The organism is Nocardioides sp. AX2bis (assembly GCF_902506435.1).
In the GTDB taxonomy this organism is placed as follows: Bacteria; Actinomycetota; Actinomycetes; order Propionibacteriales; family Nocardioidaceae; genus Nocardioides.
The window spans coordinates 951,841-969,825 of sequence record NZ_LR733215.1; the positions used below are offsets into that span (position 1 = coordinate 951,841).

At 72.8% G+C, this 17,985-nt stretch carries 15 protein-coding genes; 10 read left to right on the plus strand and 5 right to left on the minus strand.

Annotated features, from left to right (window positions below; translation table 11 throughout):
• Positions 1–108 precede the first annotated feature (108 nt).
• From GV155_RS04575 to GV155_RS04585, 3 genes are all read left to right on the plus strand, one after another.
• A complete protein-coding gene (locus tag GV155_RS04575; RefSeq protein WP_160005660.1) occupies positions 109–1,803 on the plus strand; it encodes an L-lactate permease in 1,695 nt (564 codons plus the stop codon).
• Positions 1,804–1,894: 91 nt separating this feature from the next.
• Positions 1,895–3,151, plus strand: coding sequence for an MFS transporter (locus GV155_RS04580; RefSeq protein ID WP_236553973.1), 1,257 nt, complete (start codon positions 1,895–1,897; stop codon positions 3,149–3,151).
• A gap of 71 nt (positions 3,152–3,222) precedes the next feature.
• The gene (locus tag GV155_RS04585) at positions 3,223–3,687 is read left to right on the plus strand and encodes an SRPBCC family protein (RefSeq protein ID WP_160005662.1); all 465 of its coding nucleotides are present in this window, start codon (positions 3,223–3,225) and stop codon (positions 3,685–3,687) included.
• Here GV155_RS04585 and GV155_RS04590 read toward each other — a convergent pair.
• Entirely contained in the window at positions 3,678–4,838 is a 1,161-nt protein-coding gene (locus GV155_RS04590; RefSeq protein WP_160005664.1) for a GNAT family N-acetyltransferase, read from the minus strand. The genes GV155_RS04585 and GV155_RS04590 overlap by 10 nt on opposite strands.
• A gap of 59 nt (positions 4,839–4,897) precedes the next feature.
• On the opposite strand from GV155_RS04590, the gene trpS reads away from it, so the two are divergent.
• The 4 genes from trpS to GV155_RS04610 are packed head-to-tail and all read left to right on the plus strand — an operon-like array spanning position 4,898 to position 7,804.
• The gene (gene trpS / locus GV155_RS04595; protein ID WP_160005666.1) at positions 4,898–5,956 is read left to right on the plus strand and encodes a tryptophan--tRNA ligase; all 1,059 of its coding nucleotides are present in this window, start codon (positions 4,898–4,900) and stop codon (positions 5,954–5,956) included.
• Between the two features lie 29 nt (positions 5,957–5,985).
• Positions 5,986–6,501 carry a 2'-5' RNA ligase family protein gene (locus GV155_RS04600; protein WP_160005668.1) on the plus strand — a complete coding sequence of 172 codons (516 nt, stop codon included), beginning with the start codon at positions 5,986–5,988 and terminating at the stop codon, positions 6,499–6,501.
• Positions 6,501–7,553 (plus strand): YhjD/YihY/BrkB family envelope integrity protein, encoded by a 1,053-nt coding sequence (locus tag GV155_RS04605; RefSeq protein ID WP_160005670.1) that lies wholly within the window; start codon positions 6,501–6,503, stop codon positions 7,551–7,553. Before GV155_RS04600 ends, GV155_RS04605 begins: the two co-directional genes overlap by 1 nt.
• Positions 7,550–7,804 (plus strand): SCO4848 family membrane protein, encoded by a 255-nt coding sequence (locus GV155_RS04610; RefSeq protein ID WP_236553975.1) that lies wholly within the window; start codon positions 7,550–7,552, stop codon positions 7,802–7,804. Before GV155_RS04605 ends, GV155_RS04610 begins: the two co-directional genes overlap by 4 nt.
• Before the next feature lie 92 nt (positions 7,805–7,896).
• On the opposite strand, the gene GV155_RS04615 is transcribed toward GV155_RS04610, so the two are convergent.
• The 4 genes from GV155_RS04615 to GV155_RS04630 all read right to left on the minus strand — a co-directional run bounded on the left by GV155_RS04615 (position 7,897) and on the right by GV155_RS04630 (position 12,554).
• Positions 7,897–8,640 carry a succinate dehydrogenase/fumarate reductase iron-sulfur subunit gene (locus tag GV155_RS04615; RefSeq protein ID WP_160005672.1) on the minus strand — a complete coding sequence of 248 codons (744 nt, stop codon included), beginning with the start codon at positions 8,638–8,640 and terminating at the stop codon, positions 7,897–7,899.
• Positions 8,637–10,652, minus strand: coding sequence for a fumarate reductase/succinate dehydrogenase flavoprotein subunit (locus GV155_RS04620; RefSeq protein ID WP_160005674.1), 2,016 nt, complete (start codon positions 10,650–10,652; stop codon positions 8,637–8,639). The genes GV155_RS04615 and GV155_RS04620 overlap by 4 nt, the downstream gene beginning before the upstream one ends.
• A gap of 66 nt (positions 10,653–10,718) precedes the next feature.
• Complete coding sequence (locus tag GV155_RS04625) at positions 10,719–11,423, minus strand: succinate dehydrogenase cytochrome b subunit (protein ID WP_160005676.1); 705 nt, start codon at positions 11,421–11,423, stop codon at positions 10,719–10,721.
• Positions 11,424–11,474: 51 nt separating this feature from the next.
• Entirely contained in the window at positions 11,475–12,554 is a 1,080-nt protein-coding gene (locus GV155_RS04630; RefSeq protein ID WP_160005678.1) for a glycosyltransferase, read from the minus strand.
• Between the two features lie 440 nt (positions 12,555–12,994).
• Between GV155_RS04630 and GV155_RS04635 the strand changes: the two genes are divergently transcribed.
• From GV155_RS04635 to meaB, 3 genes are read left to right on the plus strand one after another with little or no spacing between them, the layout of a single operon-like run.
• Positions 12,995–14,779, plus strand: coding sequence for a methylmalonyl-CoA mutase family protein (locus GV155_RS04635; protein WP_160005680.1), 1,785 nt, complete (start codon positions 12,995–12,997; stop codon positions 14,777–14,779).
• Positions 14,776–16,971, plus strand: a complete 2,196-nt coding sequence (gene scpA / locus GV155_RS04640) for a methylmalonyl-CoA mutase (protein WP_160005682.1) — start codon at positions 14,776–14,778, stop codon at positions 16,969–16,971. Before GV155_RS04635 ends, scpA begins: the two co-directional genes overlap by 4 nt.
• A gap of 8 nt (positions 16,972–16,979) precedes the next feature.
• The gene (gene meaB, locus GV155_RS04645) at positions 16,980–17,984 is read left to right on the plus strand and encodes a methylmalonyl Co-A mutase-associated GTPase MeaB (protein ID WP_160005684.1); all 1,005 of its coding nucleotides are present in this window, start codon (positions 16,980–16,982) and stop codon (positions 17,982–17,984) included.
• Position 17,985 lies beyond the last annotated feature (1 nt).

Consider the following 17,985-nt stretch of genomic DNA (forward strand, 5'->3'; position numbering starts at 1 on the left):
GGGGTGGACGGGGTGGGAGAGATGTGGTCGAGTGCTCCGCGACGTGACCGCAGCCACACCAGCCCGTGGCTCGGGTGACACGTCGACCGGAGCACTCGAGGAGCCACCGTGTTCGAGCAGGACTTCGACCCCGTCAACGGGTCGCTGGCGTTGTCGTCCATCTTCGCGGCCCTGCCGCTGCTGACCGTCTTCCTCCTCCTAGGGGTGCTGAAGATGAAGGCGCAGTGGGCCTCGCTGATCGCGCTGGCGGTCTCGATCGCGGTCGCGGTCCTCGTCTACTCCATGCCGGTCGGGATGGCCCTGGCCTCGGCGGCGGAGGGTGCGGTCTTCGGGCTGTTCCCGATCATGTGGATCGTGGTGAACGCGATCTGGGTCTACAACATGACCGTCACCACCGGCCACTTCGACGTGCTGCGGCGCTCCTTCGGCAAGGTGTCCGACGACCAGCGGATCCAGGCGATCATCATCGCGTTCTGCTTCGGCGCCCTGCTCGAGGCGCTGGCCGGCTTCGGGACCCCGGTGGCGATCAGCTCGGTGATGCTGATGGCGCTGGGCTTCAACCCGGTCAAGGCCGCGGTGGTCTCCCTGGTCGCCAACACCGCGCCGGTCGCCTTCGGCGCCATCGCGGTGCCGATCACCACCCTGGCCGCGATCACCGGCATCCCGGCCGAGGAGCTCGGGGCGATGGTCGGCCGCCAGACCCCGGTCCTGGCGCTGTTCGTCCCGCTCGTGCTGGTCTTCCTGGTCGACGGCCGTCGTGGCGTCAAGCAGATGTGGCTCCCGGCCCTGGTCTGCGGCCTCGCCTTCGCCGTCGGCCAGTTCCTGGCCTCGAACTACTTCTCGGTCGAGCTCACCGACATCGTGGCCGCGCTCGTCGCCGCCGGCGCCGTGGTGCTGCTGCTGCGCGTGTGGACCCCCTCCTACGAGCTGACCGCCGAGCGGATGGACGAGGAGGAGGCCCAGAGCCGGGTGGCCGAGGCCAGCGGCAACGCCTCCTCGCGCCGTACGTCGGCCGCCGCCGGCGGCACCGGCACGGCCACGAAGGCGCCGGTCGCCGACAACGGCCTCGAGGTGTTCAAGGCCTACGCGCCGTACCTGGCGATCATCGTGATCTTCACCCTCGCCCAGGTCCCCTTCATCAAGGAGGCCCTGGCCTCCGGCACCGTGACCTTCCCCTGGCCCGGGCTGGACATCGTCAACCCCGACACCGGCGAGGCCCCGTCGGCGACGACCTTCGCGTTCGCGTGGCTGCCCTCGGCCGGCACGCTGCTGCTGCTCTCCGGCCTGCTCACGATGCTGGTGCTCAAGGTGTCGCCCGCCGCGGCGGTCAAGGCGTACGGCGGCACCCTCGACCAGCTGAAGTGGGCGATCCTGACCGTGGCCTCGGTGCTCGCGCTCGCCTACGTCATGAACTTCTCCGGCCAGACGATCACGATCGGCATGTGGATCGCCGGGACCGGCACGTTCTTCGCCTTCCTCTCGCCGGTCCTGGGCTGGCTGGGGGTCGCGGTGACCGGCTCGGACACCTCCGCCAACGCCCTGTTCGGGACGCTGCAGGTCACGGCCGCCCAGTCGGCCGGGCTCGACCCGACCCTGCTGGCCTCGGCCAACACCTCCGGCGGCGTGCTGGGCAAGATGATCTCCCCGCAGAACCTCGCCATCGCCGCCGCCGCCACCGGCCTGGCCGGCAAGGAGGGCGACCTGTTCCGCAAGGTGCTCGGCTGGAGCCTGGGCTTCCTGCTGATCATGTGCGTGCTGGTCTACCTGCAGTCGACCTCCGTGCTCGGCTGGATGGTCGTCTGACGCCGGCAGCGACCCTGGTCCCGGCGCGGGTGTGCCAACGTCACACCCGCGCGGGGAACACCACGACGGCGGCCGCGGGTTAGCGTCCTTCGTGACCTCCTCGACCGCCGCCGACCGCGATGCCGCGACCCGGGCCGCGACCCAGCAGGCCCGCCCGGGCGGCCCGGAGGCCCCCGTGCTGGCCGCGCGGGCCCCGCGCCTGGCCCTGCTCGCCCTTGCCCTGGGCGGGTTCACGATCGGCACGACCGAGTTCATGACGATGGGCCTGCTGCCCGAGGTGGCCGCAGGTGTCGGTGTCTCGATCCCGACCGCCGGTCACCTGATCTCGGCCTACGCCCTCGGTGTGGTGGTCGGGGCGCCGCTGCTGGCCGTGCTCGGCGCCCGCGCCCCGCGCCGCCGCCTGCTGCTGTGGCTGATGGGTGCCTACGCCGCGGGCAACGTGCTGTCGGCGGCGTCGATGTCGATGGAGATGCTCACGGTCGCGCGGTTCCTCGACGGGCTGCCGCACGGGGCGTACTTCGGCGTCGCCAGCCTGGTCGCGGCCGACCTCGCGCGTCCCGGGCGGGCCGGTCGCGCGGTCGCGCAGGTGATGCTGGGCCTGTCGGTGGCCAACGTCCTCGGCGTCCCCGCCGCGACCTGGCTCGGGCAGAACCTCGGCTGGCGGGCCGGCTTCGTGGCCGCCTCGGTCCTGGCCGTGCTCACCGTGCTCGCCATCGCCGCGGTCGTCCCGGTCCGCGCCGGCAACCCCGACGCCCGCTGGCGCACCGAGCTCACCGCGCTGCGGGAGCCGCAGGTCCTGCTGGCCCTGCTGATCGGCGCGGCCGGCTTCGGCGGGATGTTCGCGGTCTACACCTACATCTCGCCGATCGCCACCGACGTCGCCGGTCTCGGCAGTGGCAGCGTCCCGCTGGTGATCCTGATGCTCGGCCTCGGCATGGTCGCCGGCACCGTCCTGGCCGGCCGGATGGCCGACTGGTCGGTGCCCGGGTCCCTCGTCGTGGGCAGCATCGGCATGGCCGCGGCGCTGCTGCTGTTCTACGCCGTCTCCCCGTACGGCTGGTGGCTCGCGCCCGCGGCCTTCCTCGTCACCACCCTCGGCTCGGTGCTGGTGGTCAACCTCCAGCTGCGCCTGATGCGGGTGGCCGGCGAGGCCGAGACCCTCGGCGCCGCCATGAACCACGCCTCGCTCAACGTCGCCAACGCCCTCGGTGCCTGGATCGGCGGTGCCGTGATCAGCGCCGGGCTGGGCTACCGCGCCCCCGCGCTGGCCGGGGTCGGGCTCTCGGTCGTCGGCCTGGTGGTCCTCGTGGCGGCGCTGCGCGCCGACCGCGGCGCGCGGACGGCCTGAGCCACCCCACGGGGGCCCGCTCCCCCCGAAGGGCCCTTGAGCGCGACGCCCCCGGCTGGTCTGGTGGAGGCATGAGTGACACCAGCATCTCCGCGTCCCGCACGATCGACGCGTCCGCCAAGGACGTGTTCCACGTGCTCACCGACCCCCACCGCCACGTCGAGCTCGACGGCTCCGGCTTCGTCCAGGGCCTCGACCGGGGTGACCGCATCGAGAAGAGCGGCCAGCAGTTCCGGATGAACATGTCCGGCGACCACATGGGTGGGGACTACCAGGTCGACAACCACGTCACCGGCTACGACGAGAACCACCTGCTCGCCTGGCGCACCGCCCCCGCCGGCCAGGAGCCCCCGGGCTGGGAGTGGGTCTGGGAGCTGAAGTCGACCGGCTCCGACAGCGTCGAGGCCACCGTGACCTACGACTGGTCGGCCGTGACCGACAAGGAGCTGCTGAAGAAGCTCTCCTTCCCGCTGGTCCCGCAGGAGGCGCTCGAGACCTCCCTGGGCAACCTGGCCGCCGCCGTCCGTCAGTCCTGAGCCCCCGGGGCCTTCATCCGCGCCACCTGGCCGGCCAGCCACTCCTCGGCGAGCACGTCGAGGCACACCTGGTCGGCCGGGCCGGTGCGGATCCGCGCCCCCAGCCGCTCCACGGCGTACTGGCGCAGGCCGTTGGCCTCCAGCACGTGGCGTGACGCCGCGTTGTCCACGGCGGCGAAGGCCACGACGCGCTGCACCCCCAGCATCCCGAAGGCGAAGCGCAGCGCCAGCCCGGTCGCCTCGGTGACCACCCCGCGCCCCCGCGCCGACGGGTGCGCCCAGTAGCCCACCTCGGCCTCGCGCCCGGGGTCGACGTCGAACAGCGCCATCGAGCCGAGCAGCTCGTCCGTGGCCGGGTCCGCCACCGCCCACCACACGCCGCGCCCGTCGGCCTGCTGCTCCCCGACGTGCAGCAGGTAGTCGCGGGCCGCGTCCGGCTCGTACGGCTCGGGCAGCCGCCCCAGCCAGTGCCGGGTCCGCTCGTCCTCGCAGGCCTCCACGATCCGGGGCACGTCGGCGTCGGTGAACGGCCGGAGCACCACCTGCTCACCCCGCAGCCGGGGCGCCGTCAGCCAGGTCGTCGGCGGCTGGCGGGAGTCGTCGTGCAGCAGCGTGCCGATCCAGGCGTCGTGCCGCTCGCCCCGCTGGGTCGTCCAGCGACGCACCGTCCCCTCGACCCGGAAGCCGACCTTCCAGGCCAGGCGACGCGAGGCCCAGTTGCCGCGGTGGGCCCGCCACATCACCGTGCGGACGCCGGCCTCGTCGAAGCCCCAGGTCAGCAGGAGCCGCAGGGCACGCTCCATCACGCTGCGGCCCTCGAGCCGCAGGCCGCGCACCCGCGGGTGCGAGCCGTAGGCGATCTCGGCGACACCGGCCTCGCGGTCGTCGGGCCGCAGCTCGACGCTGCCGACGTACGACCCGTCGTGGTCGACCGCGAAGCCCCACGAGCTGCCGTCGGCCCAGGCGCCGGGCATCAGCTCGCCGACGAAGTGCCGGGCCCCCTCCAGGCTCACCGGGAGCGGCACCGAGGTCCATCGCTGGTAGTCCGGGTCCAGGGTGGCCTCGTACGAGCCCTGGGCGTCCTCGGGGGAGTGCGCACGCAGCGTGACGTGCCCGTCGGTGAGCGTCGGCGGGGTCGGGGGGAGGTCCATGCGACGACCCTCTCAGGGGCGCCGACGCGGGGGCGAACGGGTTTCGCGACAATGGCCCCATGTCCAGTCCGACCAGCCAGCCCGGCCAGACCGGGTCGACCCCGCCTGCCGCCCGCCCCCGGGTCCTCTCGGGCATCCAGCCGACGGCCGACTCGTTCCACTTCGGCAACTACCTCGGCGCGCTGCGGCAGTGGGTGGCGCTGCAGGACGAGCACGAGCCGTTCTTCTTCGTCGCCGACCTGCACGCGATCACCGTGGAGCAGGACCCGAAGGTGCTGCGCGAGCGCACCCTGCGGGCCGCGGCGCAGCTGCTGGCCATGGGGGTCGACCCCGACCGGGCTGCGGTCTTCGTGCAGAGCCACGTGCCCGAGCACGCCCAGCTGTCGTGGGTGCTCCAGTGCCTGACCGGGTTCGGTGAGGCCCGCCGGATGACGCAGTTCAAGGACAAGTCCGCGAGGGGCGGCGAGGGCGCGGCGTCGGTCGGGCTGTTCACCTACCCGGTCCTCCAGGCCGCCGACATCCTGCTCTACCGGCCGCACTTCGTGCCGGTCGGCGAGGACCAGCGCCAGCACCTCGAGCTGACCCGCGACCTCGCCGGGCGCTTCAACCACCGCTACAAGAAGACCTTCCGGCTGCCGGAGGCCTACATCCTGGAGGCGACCGCGAAGATCGGCGACCTCCAGGACCCGACCTCGAAGATGTCGAAGTCGGCGTCCTCGCCGGCCGGCATCGTGGAGATGCTCGACGAGCCGCGCGTGAGCGCCAAGAAGATCCGCTCGGCCGTCACCGACTCCGGCAGCGAGGTCCGCTTCGACGCCGCCGAGAAGCCGGGGGTGTCGAACCTGCTGACGATCTACGCCGCTCTCACCGGTGCGCCGGTGGTCGACCTGGAGGAGCAGTACGCCGGGCGCGGCTACGGCGACCTGAAGAAGGACCTCGCCGAGGTGGTCGTCGAGTTCGTGACCCCGTTCCGGGACCGGACGCTGGCGCTGATGGAGGACCGGTCGCACCTCGACGCGGTGCTGGCCGCCGGTGCGGTCCGCGCCCGCGAGGTCGCCTCCCGCACGCTGGGCGACGTCTACGACCGGGTCGGGTTCACCCGTCCGTCCCACCCTTGACGCGCCCGGTGGCCGCTAGGGTCGAGCCGATGCAGATGATCGGCGTGGCCGTCGCGATCCCCGAGCCGTGGGCCCGCGAGCTCCAGGACTACCGGCTGGCTCTCGGCGACCGCACGGCCACGATGATCCCCACCCACGTGACCCTGCTGCCGCCGGCCGCGGTCGACCCGGGGGACCTCGGCAAGGTCGAGGCCCACCTCGCGGAGGCCGCGGCGGCGGGCGAGCCGTTCGAGGTCCACCTGCGCGGGACCGGAACCTTCCGGCCGGTCTCGCCGGTCGTCTTCGTCGCGCTGGCCGAGGGCATCTCGCAGTGCGAGCTGCTGGCGTCGGCCGTGCGACGCGGGCCGCTGGCCTGCGACCTCCACTTCCCGTACCACCCGCACGTCACGGTCGCCCACCACCTCGAGGACGCCGCCCTGGACCGGGCGTTCGCAGAGCTGGCCTCCTTCGAGTGCCGCTTCGACGTGACGTCGTTCCACCTCTACGAGCACGACGAGGCCGCCGGCTGGCGGCCCACCCACGAGTTCCGGCTGGGGGAGGACTGATGGTCGCAGCGGTCGACAAGGCCAAGGGCGTCGCCGCGGAGGCGCAGCGCCGCCCGGGCGTGGCCCACGTGCTGCGGATGGTCCAGCACTACGGCTCCTCCCAGGGCAACCTCCACGCGGGGGCCGTGAGCTACTTCGCCTTCCTGTCGTTCTTCCCGATCCTGGCCCTGACCTTCTTCGCGGTCGGCGTGATCTCCCGGGTCTACCCCGATCTCGACGGCCAGGTCCGACGGGGGGTCGAGGAGCTCTTCCCCGGGCTGGTCGGCGGCGGTGAGGGGCAGATCTCCCTGGACCAGGTGCAGGACTTCTCCGGCATCGTGGGGGTGCTGGGCCTCGTCGGCGTCCTCTACACCGGCCTCGGCTTCGTCCAGGTGCTGCGGGAGGCGCTGACGGCCACCTTCGGGCAGGCCCTGCCCACCGTGTCCTTCGTCAAGGTCAAGGTGATGGACCTGCTCGGCCTGCTCACCGTGGGCGGCACCCTGCTGCTGTCGATCGTGGTCGGCAGCGGTGTCACCCGCTTCTCCACCGGTCTCCTCGACCTGCTGGGGCTCGGCGAGGAGCTGCGCCTCGTGCTGGTCGCGCTGGGGGTCGTGGTGGCCCTGGCGATCAACACCGTGCTGTTCTTCGTGATGTTCAAGCAGCTGGCCCGGGCCGCGGTACCGGCCCTGTCGCTGTGGTCCGGGGCGGTGCTGGGCGCTGTCGGGTTCGAGCTGATCAAGCAGCTGTCGGCCCAGGTGATCAGCCTGACCAAGGGGAACCCGGCGTTCCAGGCCTTCGGGATCGCGCTGACCCTGATCGTGGTGTTCAACTACTTCGCCCGGCTCACGCTCTACTCCGCCTCCTGGGCCTACACGACCCGCGCCGCGATGGCCGCCCGCCCCGTCGACACCGTCCCGGTCCAGGGCCCGCAGGCCCCCAGCCTGGCCCAGTGGTCGGCGGCGCGCGAGCCCGCGGCGGCGCCCACCCTCGTACGCCGCGCGGGCGGACCGTTCGCGGCCGGCGGTGCCGCGATGCTGGCCCTGGTCGCCGTGGTGCGCAGGTTCGTGCGATGACGACGACCACCGGGAGGACCGGCACGCCGATGCGCTTCGAGCGCCGCCACGCCGTCCTGCTGCTCGCCGTGGCGGCCTGGAACGCGGTCACCTTCGGCCAGTTCGCCCGCACCCTCTACGCCGCCTGGAGCGCCGGTGAGGAGCGTGCCGCCGGGTACTGGGTCGCGCACTCGGTGCTGATCGTGGTCAACGTCGCGATCGCGGTCGTGCTGGCCCGGCTCGGCCTGCGGGCCTGGCGCGCCACCCGCTGACGGGGCGCCGCGTCCCCCGGGGACGCACGACGGCCCCGGGTCGGTGACCCGGGGCCGTGCTGGGGTGCTGCTGCGTGCTGCCGGACCTGGGGTCAGTGACCGTGCCGGATCGCGGTGCGCAGGTCCTTGTTCAGCTGCGAGATCACGTCGAGCGGGATCTCCTTGGGGCAGGCCGAGGTGCACTCGCCGATGTTGGTGCAGCCGCCGAAGCCCTCGGCGTCGTGCTGGGCGACCATCGAGACCACCCGGGAGTCGCGCTCGGGCTGACCCTGGGGGAGCCGACCGAGGTGGGTGATCTTGGCACCCAGGAACAGCGAGGCGGACCCGTTGGGGCACGCCGCGACACAGGCGCCGCAGCCGATGCAGGTCGCCACGTTGAAGGCCTTCATGGCGTCCTCGCGCGGCACGGGCGTCGCGTGCGCGTCGGGCGCGGCACCGGTGTTGACCGAGATGTAGCCGCCGGCCTGGATGATCCGGTCGAAGGCGGACCGGTCGACGATCAGGTCCTTGACGACCGGGAAGCCCTCGGCGCGCCACGGCTCGACGTGGATCGTGTCGCCGTCCTTGAAGGACCGCATGTGCAGCTGGCAGGTCGTGGTGACCTCCGGCCCGTGGGGGCGGCCGTTGATCATCAGGTCGCACGACCCGCAGATGCCCTCGCGGCAGTCGTGGTCGAAGGCGACGGGCTCCTCGCCCTGCTCGTTCAGCTGCTCGTTGAGGACGTCGAGCATCTCCAGGAAGCTCATGTCCTCGGAGATCTCGTCGACCTGGTAGGTGTGCATGGCGCCCTTGGCGGCGGCGCCGGCCTGGCGCCAGATCTTAAGGGTCAGGTTCACTTGTAGCTCCGCTGCTTCATCTCGATGGCGGTGTAGATCAGGTCTTCCTTGTGGAGCACCGGCTGGCCCTCGTCGCCGCCGAACTCCCAGGCCGCGACGTAGGCGAACTCCTCGTCGTGACGCAGGGCCTCGCCCTCCTCGGTCTGCGACTCGGCGCGGAAGTGGCCGCCGCAGGACTCGCGGCGGTTCAGCGCGTCGATGCACATCAGCTCGCCGAGCTCGATGAAGTCGGCCACCCGGCCGGCCTTCTCGAGCGCCTGGTTGAGGGTGTCGGCCGAGCCGAGCACGCGCAGGTTGCTCCAGAACTCGCGCTTGAGCTCGCGGATCATGTCGATCGCCTTGCGCAGGCCGTCCTCGGAGCGCTCCATGCCGCAGAACTCCCACATGATGTGGCCGAGCTCGCGGTGGAAGCTGTCCACCGAGCGGGTGCCGTTGATCGACAGGAACGTCTCGATCCGCTGCTCCACCGAGGTCCGGGCCTCGACGACCGCGGGGTGGTTCTCGTCGACGGGCTCGAACGGGCCGTCGGCGAGGTAGCCGCGGATGGTGTTCGGGAGCACGAAGTAGCCGTCGGACAGGCCCTGCATCAGCGCCGAGGCACCGAGCCGGTTGGCACCGTGGTCGGAGAAGTTGGCCTCACCGGTCACGAACAGGCCCGGGAGGTTCGACTGCAGGTCGTAGTCGACCCAGAGCCCGCCCATCACGTAGTGCACGGCGGGGTAGATGCGCATCGGCACCTCGTACGGGTTCTCCCCGGTGATCCGCTCGTACATGTCGAAGAGGTTGTCGTACTTCTCGCGGACCTTGTCCTCGCCGGTGCGCTCGATGACCTCGCTGAAGTCGAGGTAGACGCCGCGGCGGAAGTCGCCGACCTTGGGGCCCACGCCGCGACCCTCGTCGCAGACGTTCTTGGCCTGGCGGGAGGCGATGTCGCGGGGGACCAGGTTGCCGAACGCCGGGTAGATCCGCTCCAGGTAGTAGTCGCGGTCCTCCTCGGGGATCTCGCGGGGGTCCTTGGTGCAGTCGTCGGCGTTCTTGGGCACCCAGATCCGGCCGTCGTTGCGCAGCGACTCCGACATCAGGGTCAGCTTCGACTGGTGCTCGCCGGCGACCGGGATGCAGGTCGGGTGGATCTGCGTGTAGCAGGGGTTGGCCATGTAGGCGCCCTTGCGGTGCGCGCGCCAGGTCGCGGTGACGTTGCAGCCCATGGCGTTGGTGGAGAGGAAGAAGACGTTGCCGTAGCCGCCGGAGGCCAGCACGACCGCGTCGGCGAGGTGGGTCTCGATCTCCCCGGTCGACAGGTCGCGGGCGATGATGCCGCGGGCCTTGCCGTCGACCATGATCACCTCGAGCATCTCGTGGCGCGTGTAGGTGCTGACCGTGCCGGCCGCGACCTGGCGCTCGAGGGCCTGGTAGGCGCCGATCAGCAGCTGCTGGCCGGTCTGGCCGCGGGCGTAGAAGGTGCGGGACACCTGGACGCCGCCGAAGGAGCGGTTGTCGAGCAGGCCGCCGTACTCGCGGGCGAAGGGCACGCCCTGGGCGACGCACTGGTCGATGATGCTGGCGCTGACCTCGGCCAGGCGGTAGACGTTCGACTCGCGCGAGCGGTAGTCGCCGCCCTTGACGGTGTCGTAGAAGAGACGGAAGACGGAGTCGCCGTCCTCCTTGTAGTTCTTGGCGCCGTTGATGCCGCCCTGGGCCGCGATGGAGTGCGCCCGGCGGGGGGAGTCCTGGTAGCAGAAGGACTTCACGTTGTAGCCGGCCTCGCCGAGCGTGGCCGCGGCCGCGCCGCCGGCCAGGCCGGTGCCGACGATGATCACGTCGAGCTTGCGGCGGTTGGCCGGGTTGACCAGGCGGGTGTCGAAGATGTGGTTGGTCCAGCGGTCCTTGATCGGGCCGGTGGGCGCCGCCCCGTCGACGATGTTCTCGCCCCGGGTGTAGTAGCCGTGCGCGTCGTCGGACTGCTGCTCGGCGGGCTTGTTGAGCGCGACGGTGCCGCTCTGGTCGGTCATGGCCATGACGGGTGCTCCCTGTCTGGGACTTCGGCGGGACTGGCTGGCAGGGCGTGGGGGGCGGTGCTACTCGATCAGGCCGAGGAGCACGCCGAGGGGGACCAACGAGTAGCCGCCGGCGACGACGACGGCGAGGACCCAGCCAGCCGTACGGGCCCGGGTGCGGGCCTTGGCGGTGCCGGTCAGCCCGAGGGTCTGCATCGAGCTGAAGGTCCCGTGGTGCAGGTGCAGCGCGAGGGCGGCCATCGCGACGAGGTAGATCAGCGTCATCCACCACACGCCGAAGGTGTCGACCAGCAGGGCGTAGGGGTTGTTCGTCTCGCCGCCGGTGGGGTTGATCTTGACGATGCTGAAGTTCAGCAGGTGCCAGATGAGGAAGACCAGGATGGTCAGCCCGCCCCAGCGCATCGTGCGGGAGGAGATCGAGGAGCTGGCGCGGCGCACCATCTCGTACTGCACCGGACGGGCCTTGGCGGCGCGGCGCCACAGCAGCACGGCGGCGGTCACGTGGACCACCAGCGCGGCGATCAGGCCCAGGCGCAGGATCCACAGCAGGCCGCTGTAGGGCAGGATCGGCTCTCCGATCTCGCGCAGGTGCTCGGCGTACTCGTTGAACGAGGTCTCACCGGCGAAGGCCTTGAGGTTGCCGTACATGTGCGCCAGCACGAAGCCGATGAAGATCAGCCCGGAGAGGGCCATGGTCAGCTTGAGGGCGATCGTCGAGCGCGTACCACGGGCGCTCCTGACCAGCGGTCGCGTCGTTGTAGCCACAGGACCAAGGTACCCCCGTCGGCGTGCCCGTGAGGGGGTGGGTGGGGAGCGTCACGCCCTGGATCGGGAACCCGTCGGCGCGGGGACCAGCGGCAGCAGGTGCGCGTCGAGCAGCTCGTCGACCGCCGCGGTCCACGTCCGGGCCAGGGCGAGCTCGCGCGCGCGGCTGCCGAGCAGGGCCCGGCGGCGGTCCCGCACGACCGCGTCGACGGCGTCGAGCAGCCCGCGGCGCGCGCCGGGGTCGTAGAGCAGCCCGCTCTCCAGGTGGCGGACGGCCTCGGGCGCCCCACCGCTGCGCGGTGCGACCACGGGGACTCCGCTCGCGGCGGCCTCGCGCAGCACGTGGCCGCAGGTCTGGTGCTCCCCGGGGTGGACCAGGACGTCGAGGGAGGGCAGCGCGACCGTCAGGTCGCCGGTCTGCAGCGTGCCGAGCATCTTGGCCTCGGGCAGGTGCGACTCCAGCCAGCCGCGCTCCGGGCCGTCGCCGATCACGACCGGACGGACGCCCGGGAGGTCGGCCAGGGCGGCGAGCCGACGGACGCCGTGGCGCTTGTCGAGCCCGCCGACGTAGCCGACCACGACCTGCTCGCCGGCGCGGGAGCCGACGCGGGCCCAGGAGTCGTGCAGCCACTGGTCGCGCAGGCCCGGGGTGAAGGCGGCCGTGTCGACGCCGGGCGCCCAGACCGGGGCGTCCACCTCGAGCTCGGCGACGCGCTCGTGCATCCAGCGGCTGGTCACGACCACCCGGTCGGCGCGGCTGGCGACCTTGCGGCGCCAGTAGTCGGCCGAGGTGTCGAGCAGGGGGGAGTGCTCCACCACCAGGGTCGGCAGGCCGAGGCCGCGGGCGTGCTTCAGGGCCTTGCGGCCGAGCCGGCCGGGGGAGGAGAGGTGCACGACGTCGGGGGCGAAGGCGGCCAGCACCTCGCGGACCTGGGTGCCCACCTTCTCCAGGGTGCTGACGCGGTGCACCCGCACCCCGCGGTACGAGGCCAGCCCCGGCCCCGGTGCGATCACCAGCAGCTCGTGGCCGCGGTCGACCAGCCGGTCGACGGTCGCCCGCAGCGTAGTCGTGGTGGCGTCCACGGCGGGGTAGAAGGACTCGGTCACGATCGCGATGCGAGCAGGGCTCATGGTCTGCAGCCTGCCCACCCGCCCCGACAGCCCGGCGGACACGAGGTGGCCGGCGGGTGAAGACGGCGCTGCGGGGTGGCGGTGGTCGAGGAGCGAGCGCCAGCCCCCGGTGGTCGAGGAGCGAGCGAAGCGAGCGTCACGAGACCAGCCCCCGGTGGTCGAGGAGCGAGCGAAGCGAGCGTCACGAGACCAGCCCCCGGTGGTCGAGGAGCGAGCGAAGCGAGCGTCACGAGACCAGGCAGCCGGTGGGCCGCGCCGCCGGGCTGGTCGGGTCGTGATCCGGTGTCAGCAGGTGGCACCAGATCGCGAGTCGAGAGCCACCGGTGTGACCGGCTGTGACCGGGCGACCGAGGTCGGCCGCCCAGGCTCCCGACGCCGGTGAACGGTTGTGAACCTCACACTCGGTGGCCGACGTCACGTTGCCGCCCTAGTCTGCGGCCATGACCTCCGAGGGCAGCGCCGCGGGAGCGGTGGACGGCGGGCTCGACGACCCGCAGGAGCTCGAGCCGGAGCAGGGGACCCTGGCGCTGGCCGCCGAGGGCGACACCGCCGACCGCGCCGACTGGGAGGCCGCCGCGGCGGCCGTGCTCCGCAAGGCGCGACGGCTGGGCGAGGACGACCCCGACGAGCTGGTCTGGGAGCGCCTCGCGCAGCGCACCCTGGACGGCGTCGACGTCACCCCGCTCGGCACGCCGGAGGACCTCGACGGGCTCGTCACGGCCGGGCGCCCGCAGCGCACGGGGGAGTGGGACGTCCGCGCCCACCTGCGCCTCGCGGCCGGCGAGGAGAAGCAGGCCAACGAGACGCTGCTGGTCGACCTCGAGGGCGGCGTCACCTCGCTGTGGCTGACCCTGCCGGACGGCGCCGACCTCGTCCCGCTCCTCGACGGCGTGCTGCTCGACCTCGCCCCGGTCGTCCTGGACGCCCCGGCCTCCCCGGTCGCCACCGCCGAGGCGTTGCTCGCCCTGGCCGCCGACCGCGACGTCACGCCGGCCGCCGGCACCAACCTCGGCGTCACCGCCACCGCGGCCGAGAACGACCTGGTCGCGGTCGCCCGGCTGGCCCACGACCACGGCCTGCTCGGCGTGGTCGTCGACGCCACCGACGCCCACGACCGCGGCGCCTCGGACGCCCAGGAGCTCGGCCGGTCGCTCCAGCTCGGCGCCCGGGTGCTGCGCGCGCTCACCGGCGCCGGTCTCGACGTCGACCAGGCCGCCGCGCTCGTGGAGCACCGGCTCGCCGCCACCGACGAGCAGCTGACCACCATCGCCAAGCTCCGCGCCGCGCGCCGTCTCTGGGACCGCGTCCTCGAGCTCAGCGGCGCCTCCGAGGAGACCCGGGTCGCGGGCCAGCGCCAGCACGTCGTGACGAGCCGGCCGATGATGAGCCGCTACGACCCGTACGTGAACGTCCTGCGGACGACCGTGGCCGCGTTCTCGGCCGGCGTCGGCGGGGCCGAGGCCGTGACCGTGCTGCCCTTCGACAGCCCGCTCGGTCGCCCCGAGACGCTGGGCCGTCGGATCGCGCGCAACACCAGCCACCTGCTCGTCTCCGAGAGCCACGTCGCCCGGGTCGCCGACCCGGCGGGCGGTGCGTACGCCGTCGAGCGCCTCACCGACGACCTGGCCGCGGCCGCCTGGGAGGTCCTCGGTCGGCTCGACGCCGCCCCCGACCCGGACGCCGAGCTCGACGCCCTCGTGTCGGCCACCGCCGCCGAGCGTGACGAGCAGGTCGCCACCAGGACCCGCCCGATCACCGGCCTCACCGAGTTCCCGGCCGTCGACGAGGAGCTCCCGCAGCGCGAGCCCGACGGCGCGTGGGACGGCGTACGCCCCTGGGGCCACGCCTTCGAGGCCCTGCGCGACGAGCCGGCCACCGAGCGGGTCTTCCTGGCCACGATGGGTCCGGTGGCCACGCACACCGCGCGGGCCACCTTCGCCAGCAACCTGCTCACCGCCGGCGGGATCGGCGTGGACGTGGCCGGCGCGACCGACGACGTCGAGGCCCTGCTGGCGGCCTACGACGGCCAGCGCGTCGCCTGCCTGGCCGGTGCCGACCCCGTCTACGCCGACTGGGGCGCGGCGGCGGTGACCGCGCTGCGCGAGGCCGGTGCCGCCCGCGTCGTGGTCGCGGGCAGGCCGCGCGACCTCGGGGTCGACGACTCCTGCGCGGTCGGCGTCGACGCCCTCGCCTTCCTCACCCGGACCAGAGAGGCCCTCGCATGAGCGTCCCCGACTCCTTCGCCGGCCTGCCCCTGGCCACGACCTCCGGTCTCGAGACGCTCACCGGCGCCCGCTCCTCGACCACCGGTGCCGCCGCCTGGACCGCGCCCGAGAACATCGACATCCAGCCGCGCTACACCGCCGCCGACGTCGAGGGCCTCGACGCGCTGGGCACCTGGCCCGGGCTGAGCCCGTTCCTGCGAGGGCCCTACCCGACGATGTACACCACCCAGCCGTGGACGGTGCGCCAGTACGCCGGGTTCTCCACCGCCGAGGCGTCCAACGCGTTCTACCGTCGCAACCTCGCCGCCGGCCAGAAGGGCCTCTCGGTCGCCTTCGACCTGGCCACCCACCGCGGCTACGACTCCGACCACCCACGCGTGCGTGGCGACGTCGGGATGGCCGGGGTGGCCATCGACTCGATCTACGACGCCCGCCAGCTCTTCGACGGCATCCCGCTGGACCAGATGTCGGTGTCGATGACGATGAACGGCGCCGTGCTGCCGGTGATGGCCCTCTACATCGCCGCGGCCGAGGAGCAGGGGGTGAAGCCGGCCCAGCTCTCGGGGACCATCCAGAACGACATCCTCAAGGAGTTCATGGTCCGCAACACCTACATCTACCCGCCGGCGCCGAGCATGCGGATCATCTCCGACATCTTCCGCTACACCGCCGAGGAGATGCCGCGGTTCAACTCGATCTCCATCTCCGGCTACCACATCCAGGAGGCCGGGGCCACGGCCGACCTGGAGCTGGCGTACACGCTCGCGGACGGCGTGGAGTACCTCCGCGCCGGCCTCGACGCCGGCCTCGACGTCGACCGGTTCGCGCCGCGGCTGTCGTTCTTCTGGGCGATCGGGATGAACTTCTTCATGGAGGTCGCCAAGCTCCGCGCGGCCCGCGCGCTGTGGGCCCGGCTCGTGCGGGAGTTCGAGCCGCAGAACCCCAAGTCGCTCAGCCTGCGCACCCACTCGCAGACCTCCGGCTGGAGCCTGACCGCCCAGGACGTCTTCAACAACGTCGGGCGCACCTGCCTGGAGGCGATGGCCGCCACGCAGGGCCACACCCAGTCGCTGCACACGAACGCCCTCGACGAGGCGATCGCGCTGCCCAGCGACTTCTCGGCCCGGATCGCGCGCAACACCCAGCTGCTGCTCCAGCAGGAGTCCGGCACCACCGGCACGATCGACCCGTGGGCCGGCTCCTACTACGTCGAGCGGCTGACGCACGACCTCGCCGAGCGCGCCTGGGCCCACATCACCGAGGCCGAGCAGGCCGGCGGGATGGCTGCGGCGATCGAGCAGGGCATCCCCAAGATGCGCATCGAGGAGGCGGCCGCCCGCACCCAGGCCCGGATCGACTCCGGGCGCCAGAAGGTGATCGGCGTCAACACCTTCCGCCTGGCCGCCGAGGACAAGCTCGACGTGCTGCGCGTCGACAACGACGACGTCTACCGCCAGCAGATCGCCAAGCTCGAGCGGCTGCGCGAGGAGCGCCACGACGACGACGTGCGCCGCACGCTCGAGGCGCTCACCAACGCCGCCGACCAGGGTCCCGAGAACGGCTCCATGGACGGCAACCTGCTGGCGCTGGCCGTCGACGCCGCCCGGGCCAAGGCCACCGTCGGGGAGATCTCCGACGCCCTCGAGAAGGTCTACGGCCGGCACCAGGCGACCATCCGTACGATCAGCGGCGTGTTCCGCGACGAGTCGGCCGGCGACGGGTCCGAGGAGGGCTCGACGCTGGTCCAGCAGGTCCTCGGCGCGACCGCCGAGTTCGACGAGGCCGAGGGCCGACGCCCGCGGATCCTGGTGGCCAAGATGGGCCAGGACGGCCACGACCGCGGCCAGAAGGTCGTCGTGTCCGCCTTCGCCGACATGGGCTTCGACGTCGACGTGGGGCCGCTGTTCTCCACGCCGGAGGAGGTCGCCCAGCAGGCGGTCGACGCCGACGTGCACATCGTCGGCGTGTCCTCCCTGGCCGCCGGTCACCTCGCGCTGCTGCCTGCGCTGAAGGAGGCGCTGACCGAGCAGGGCCGCCCCGACGTGATGATCGTGATCGGCGGCGTGATCCCGCCCGACGACGTCCCGCGGCTGCGCGAGATGGGCGCGGCCGCGGTCTTCCTGCCCGGCACCGTGATCGCCGAGTCGGCGCTCGACCTGCTGGCGCGCCTGCGCGAGCAGCTCGGGCACTGACCGCCGTCGTGAGGCCGCAGGTCGACGAGCTGGTCGACGGCGTCCTGGCGGGGCGCCGTGCCCAGGTGTCGCAGGCGATCACGCTGGTGGAGTCCTCGCGCCCCGCGCACCGCGAGCAGGCACGCGAGCTGATGACCGCGCTGACCGACCGCGAGGGTGCCGGGGTGACCAGCCCGGCGGTCCGGGTCGGGGTCTCCGGCGTGCCGGGGGTCGGCAAGTCCACCTTCATCGAGGCCCTCGGCGCCCGGCTGACCGCGGGCGGCCACCGGGTCGGGGTGCTGGCCGTCGACCCCTCCAGCGTCCGCACCGGCGGGTCGGTCCTGGGCGACAAGACCCGGATGCCGCACCTCGCGGTGAACCGTGACGCCTACATCCGCCCCTCGCCGGCCGCCGGCACCCTCGGCGGGGTCGCCCGGGCGACGGTCCAGGCGATGGCGGTGCTGGAGGCGGCGGCGTACGACGTGGTGCTCGTCGAGACGGTCGGCGTCGGTCAGTCCGAGGTGACCGTGGCCGGGATGGTCGACACCTTCCTGTTCCTCACCCTGGCCCGCACCGGCGACCAGCTGCAGGGCATCAAGAAGGGCATCCTGGAGATCGCCGACGTGATCGCGGTGAACAAGGCCGACGGCGACCGCGAGGGCGAGGCCCGGGCCGCGGCCCGGGAGCTGGCCGGCGCGCTGCGCTTCGTGCGCGGCCACGGCGAGTGGGCGCCGCCCGTGGTGACCTGCTCCGGCCTGCACGACGTCGGCGTCGACGACCTGTGGGCCCGGGTGCACGCCCACCGCGACTTCCTCGGCGCCGACGGGCTCGCCGCGAAGCGGGCCGGCCAGCAGCTCGACTTCACCTGGGCGCTGGTGCGCGACGAGCTCGACCAGCGGCTGCGGCACTCCGCCGGGGTGCGCGCGGTCCGCGACGAGGTCCGCGCCGAGGTCCTCGACGGCAGCCTGCCGGCGACGGTCGCGGCCGACCGGATCCTGGCGGCGTACGACGAGGGGGTCGGCGCGCGGCGGTAAC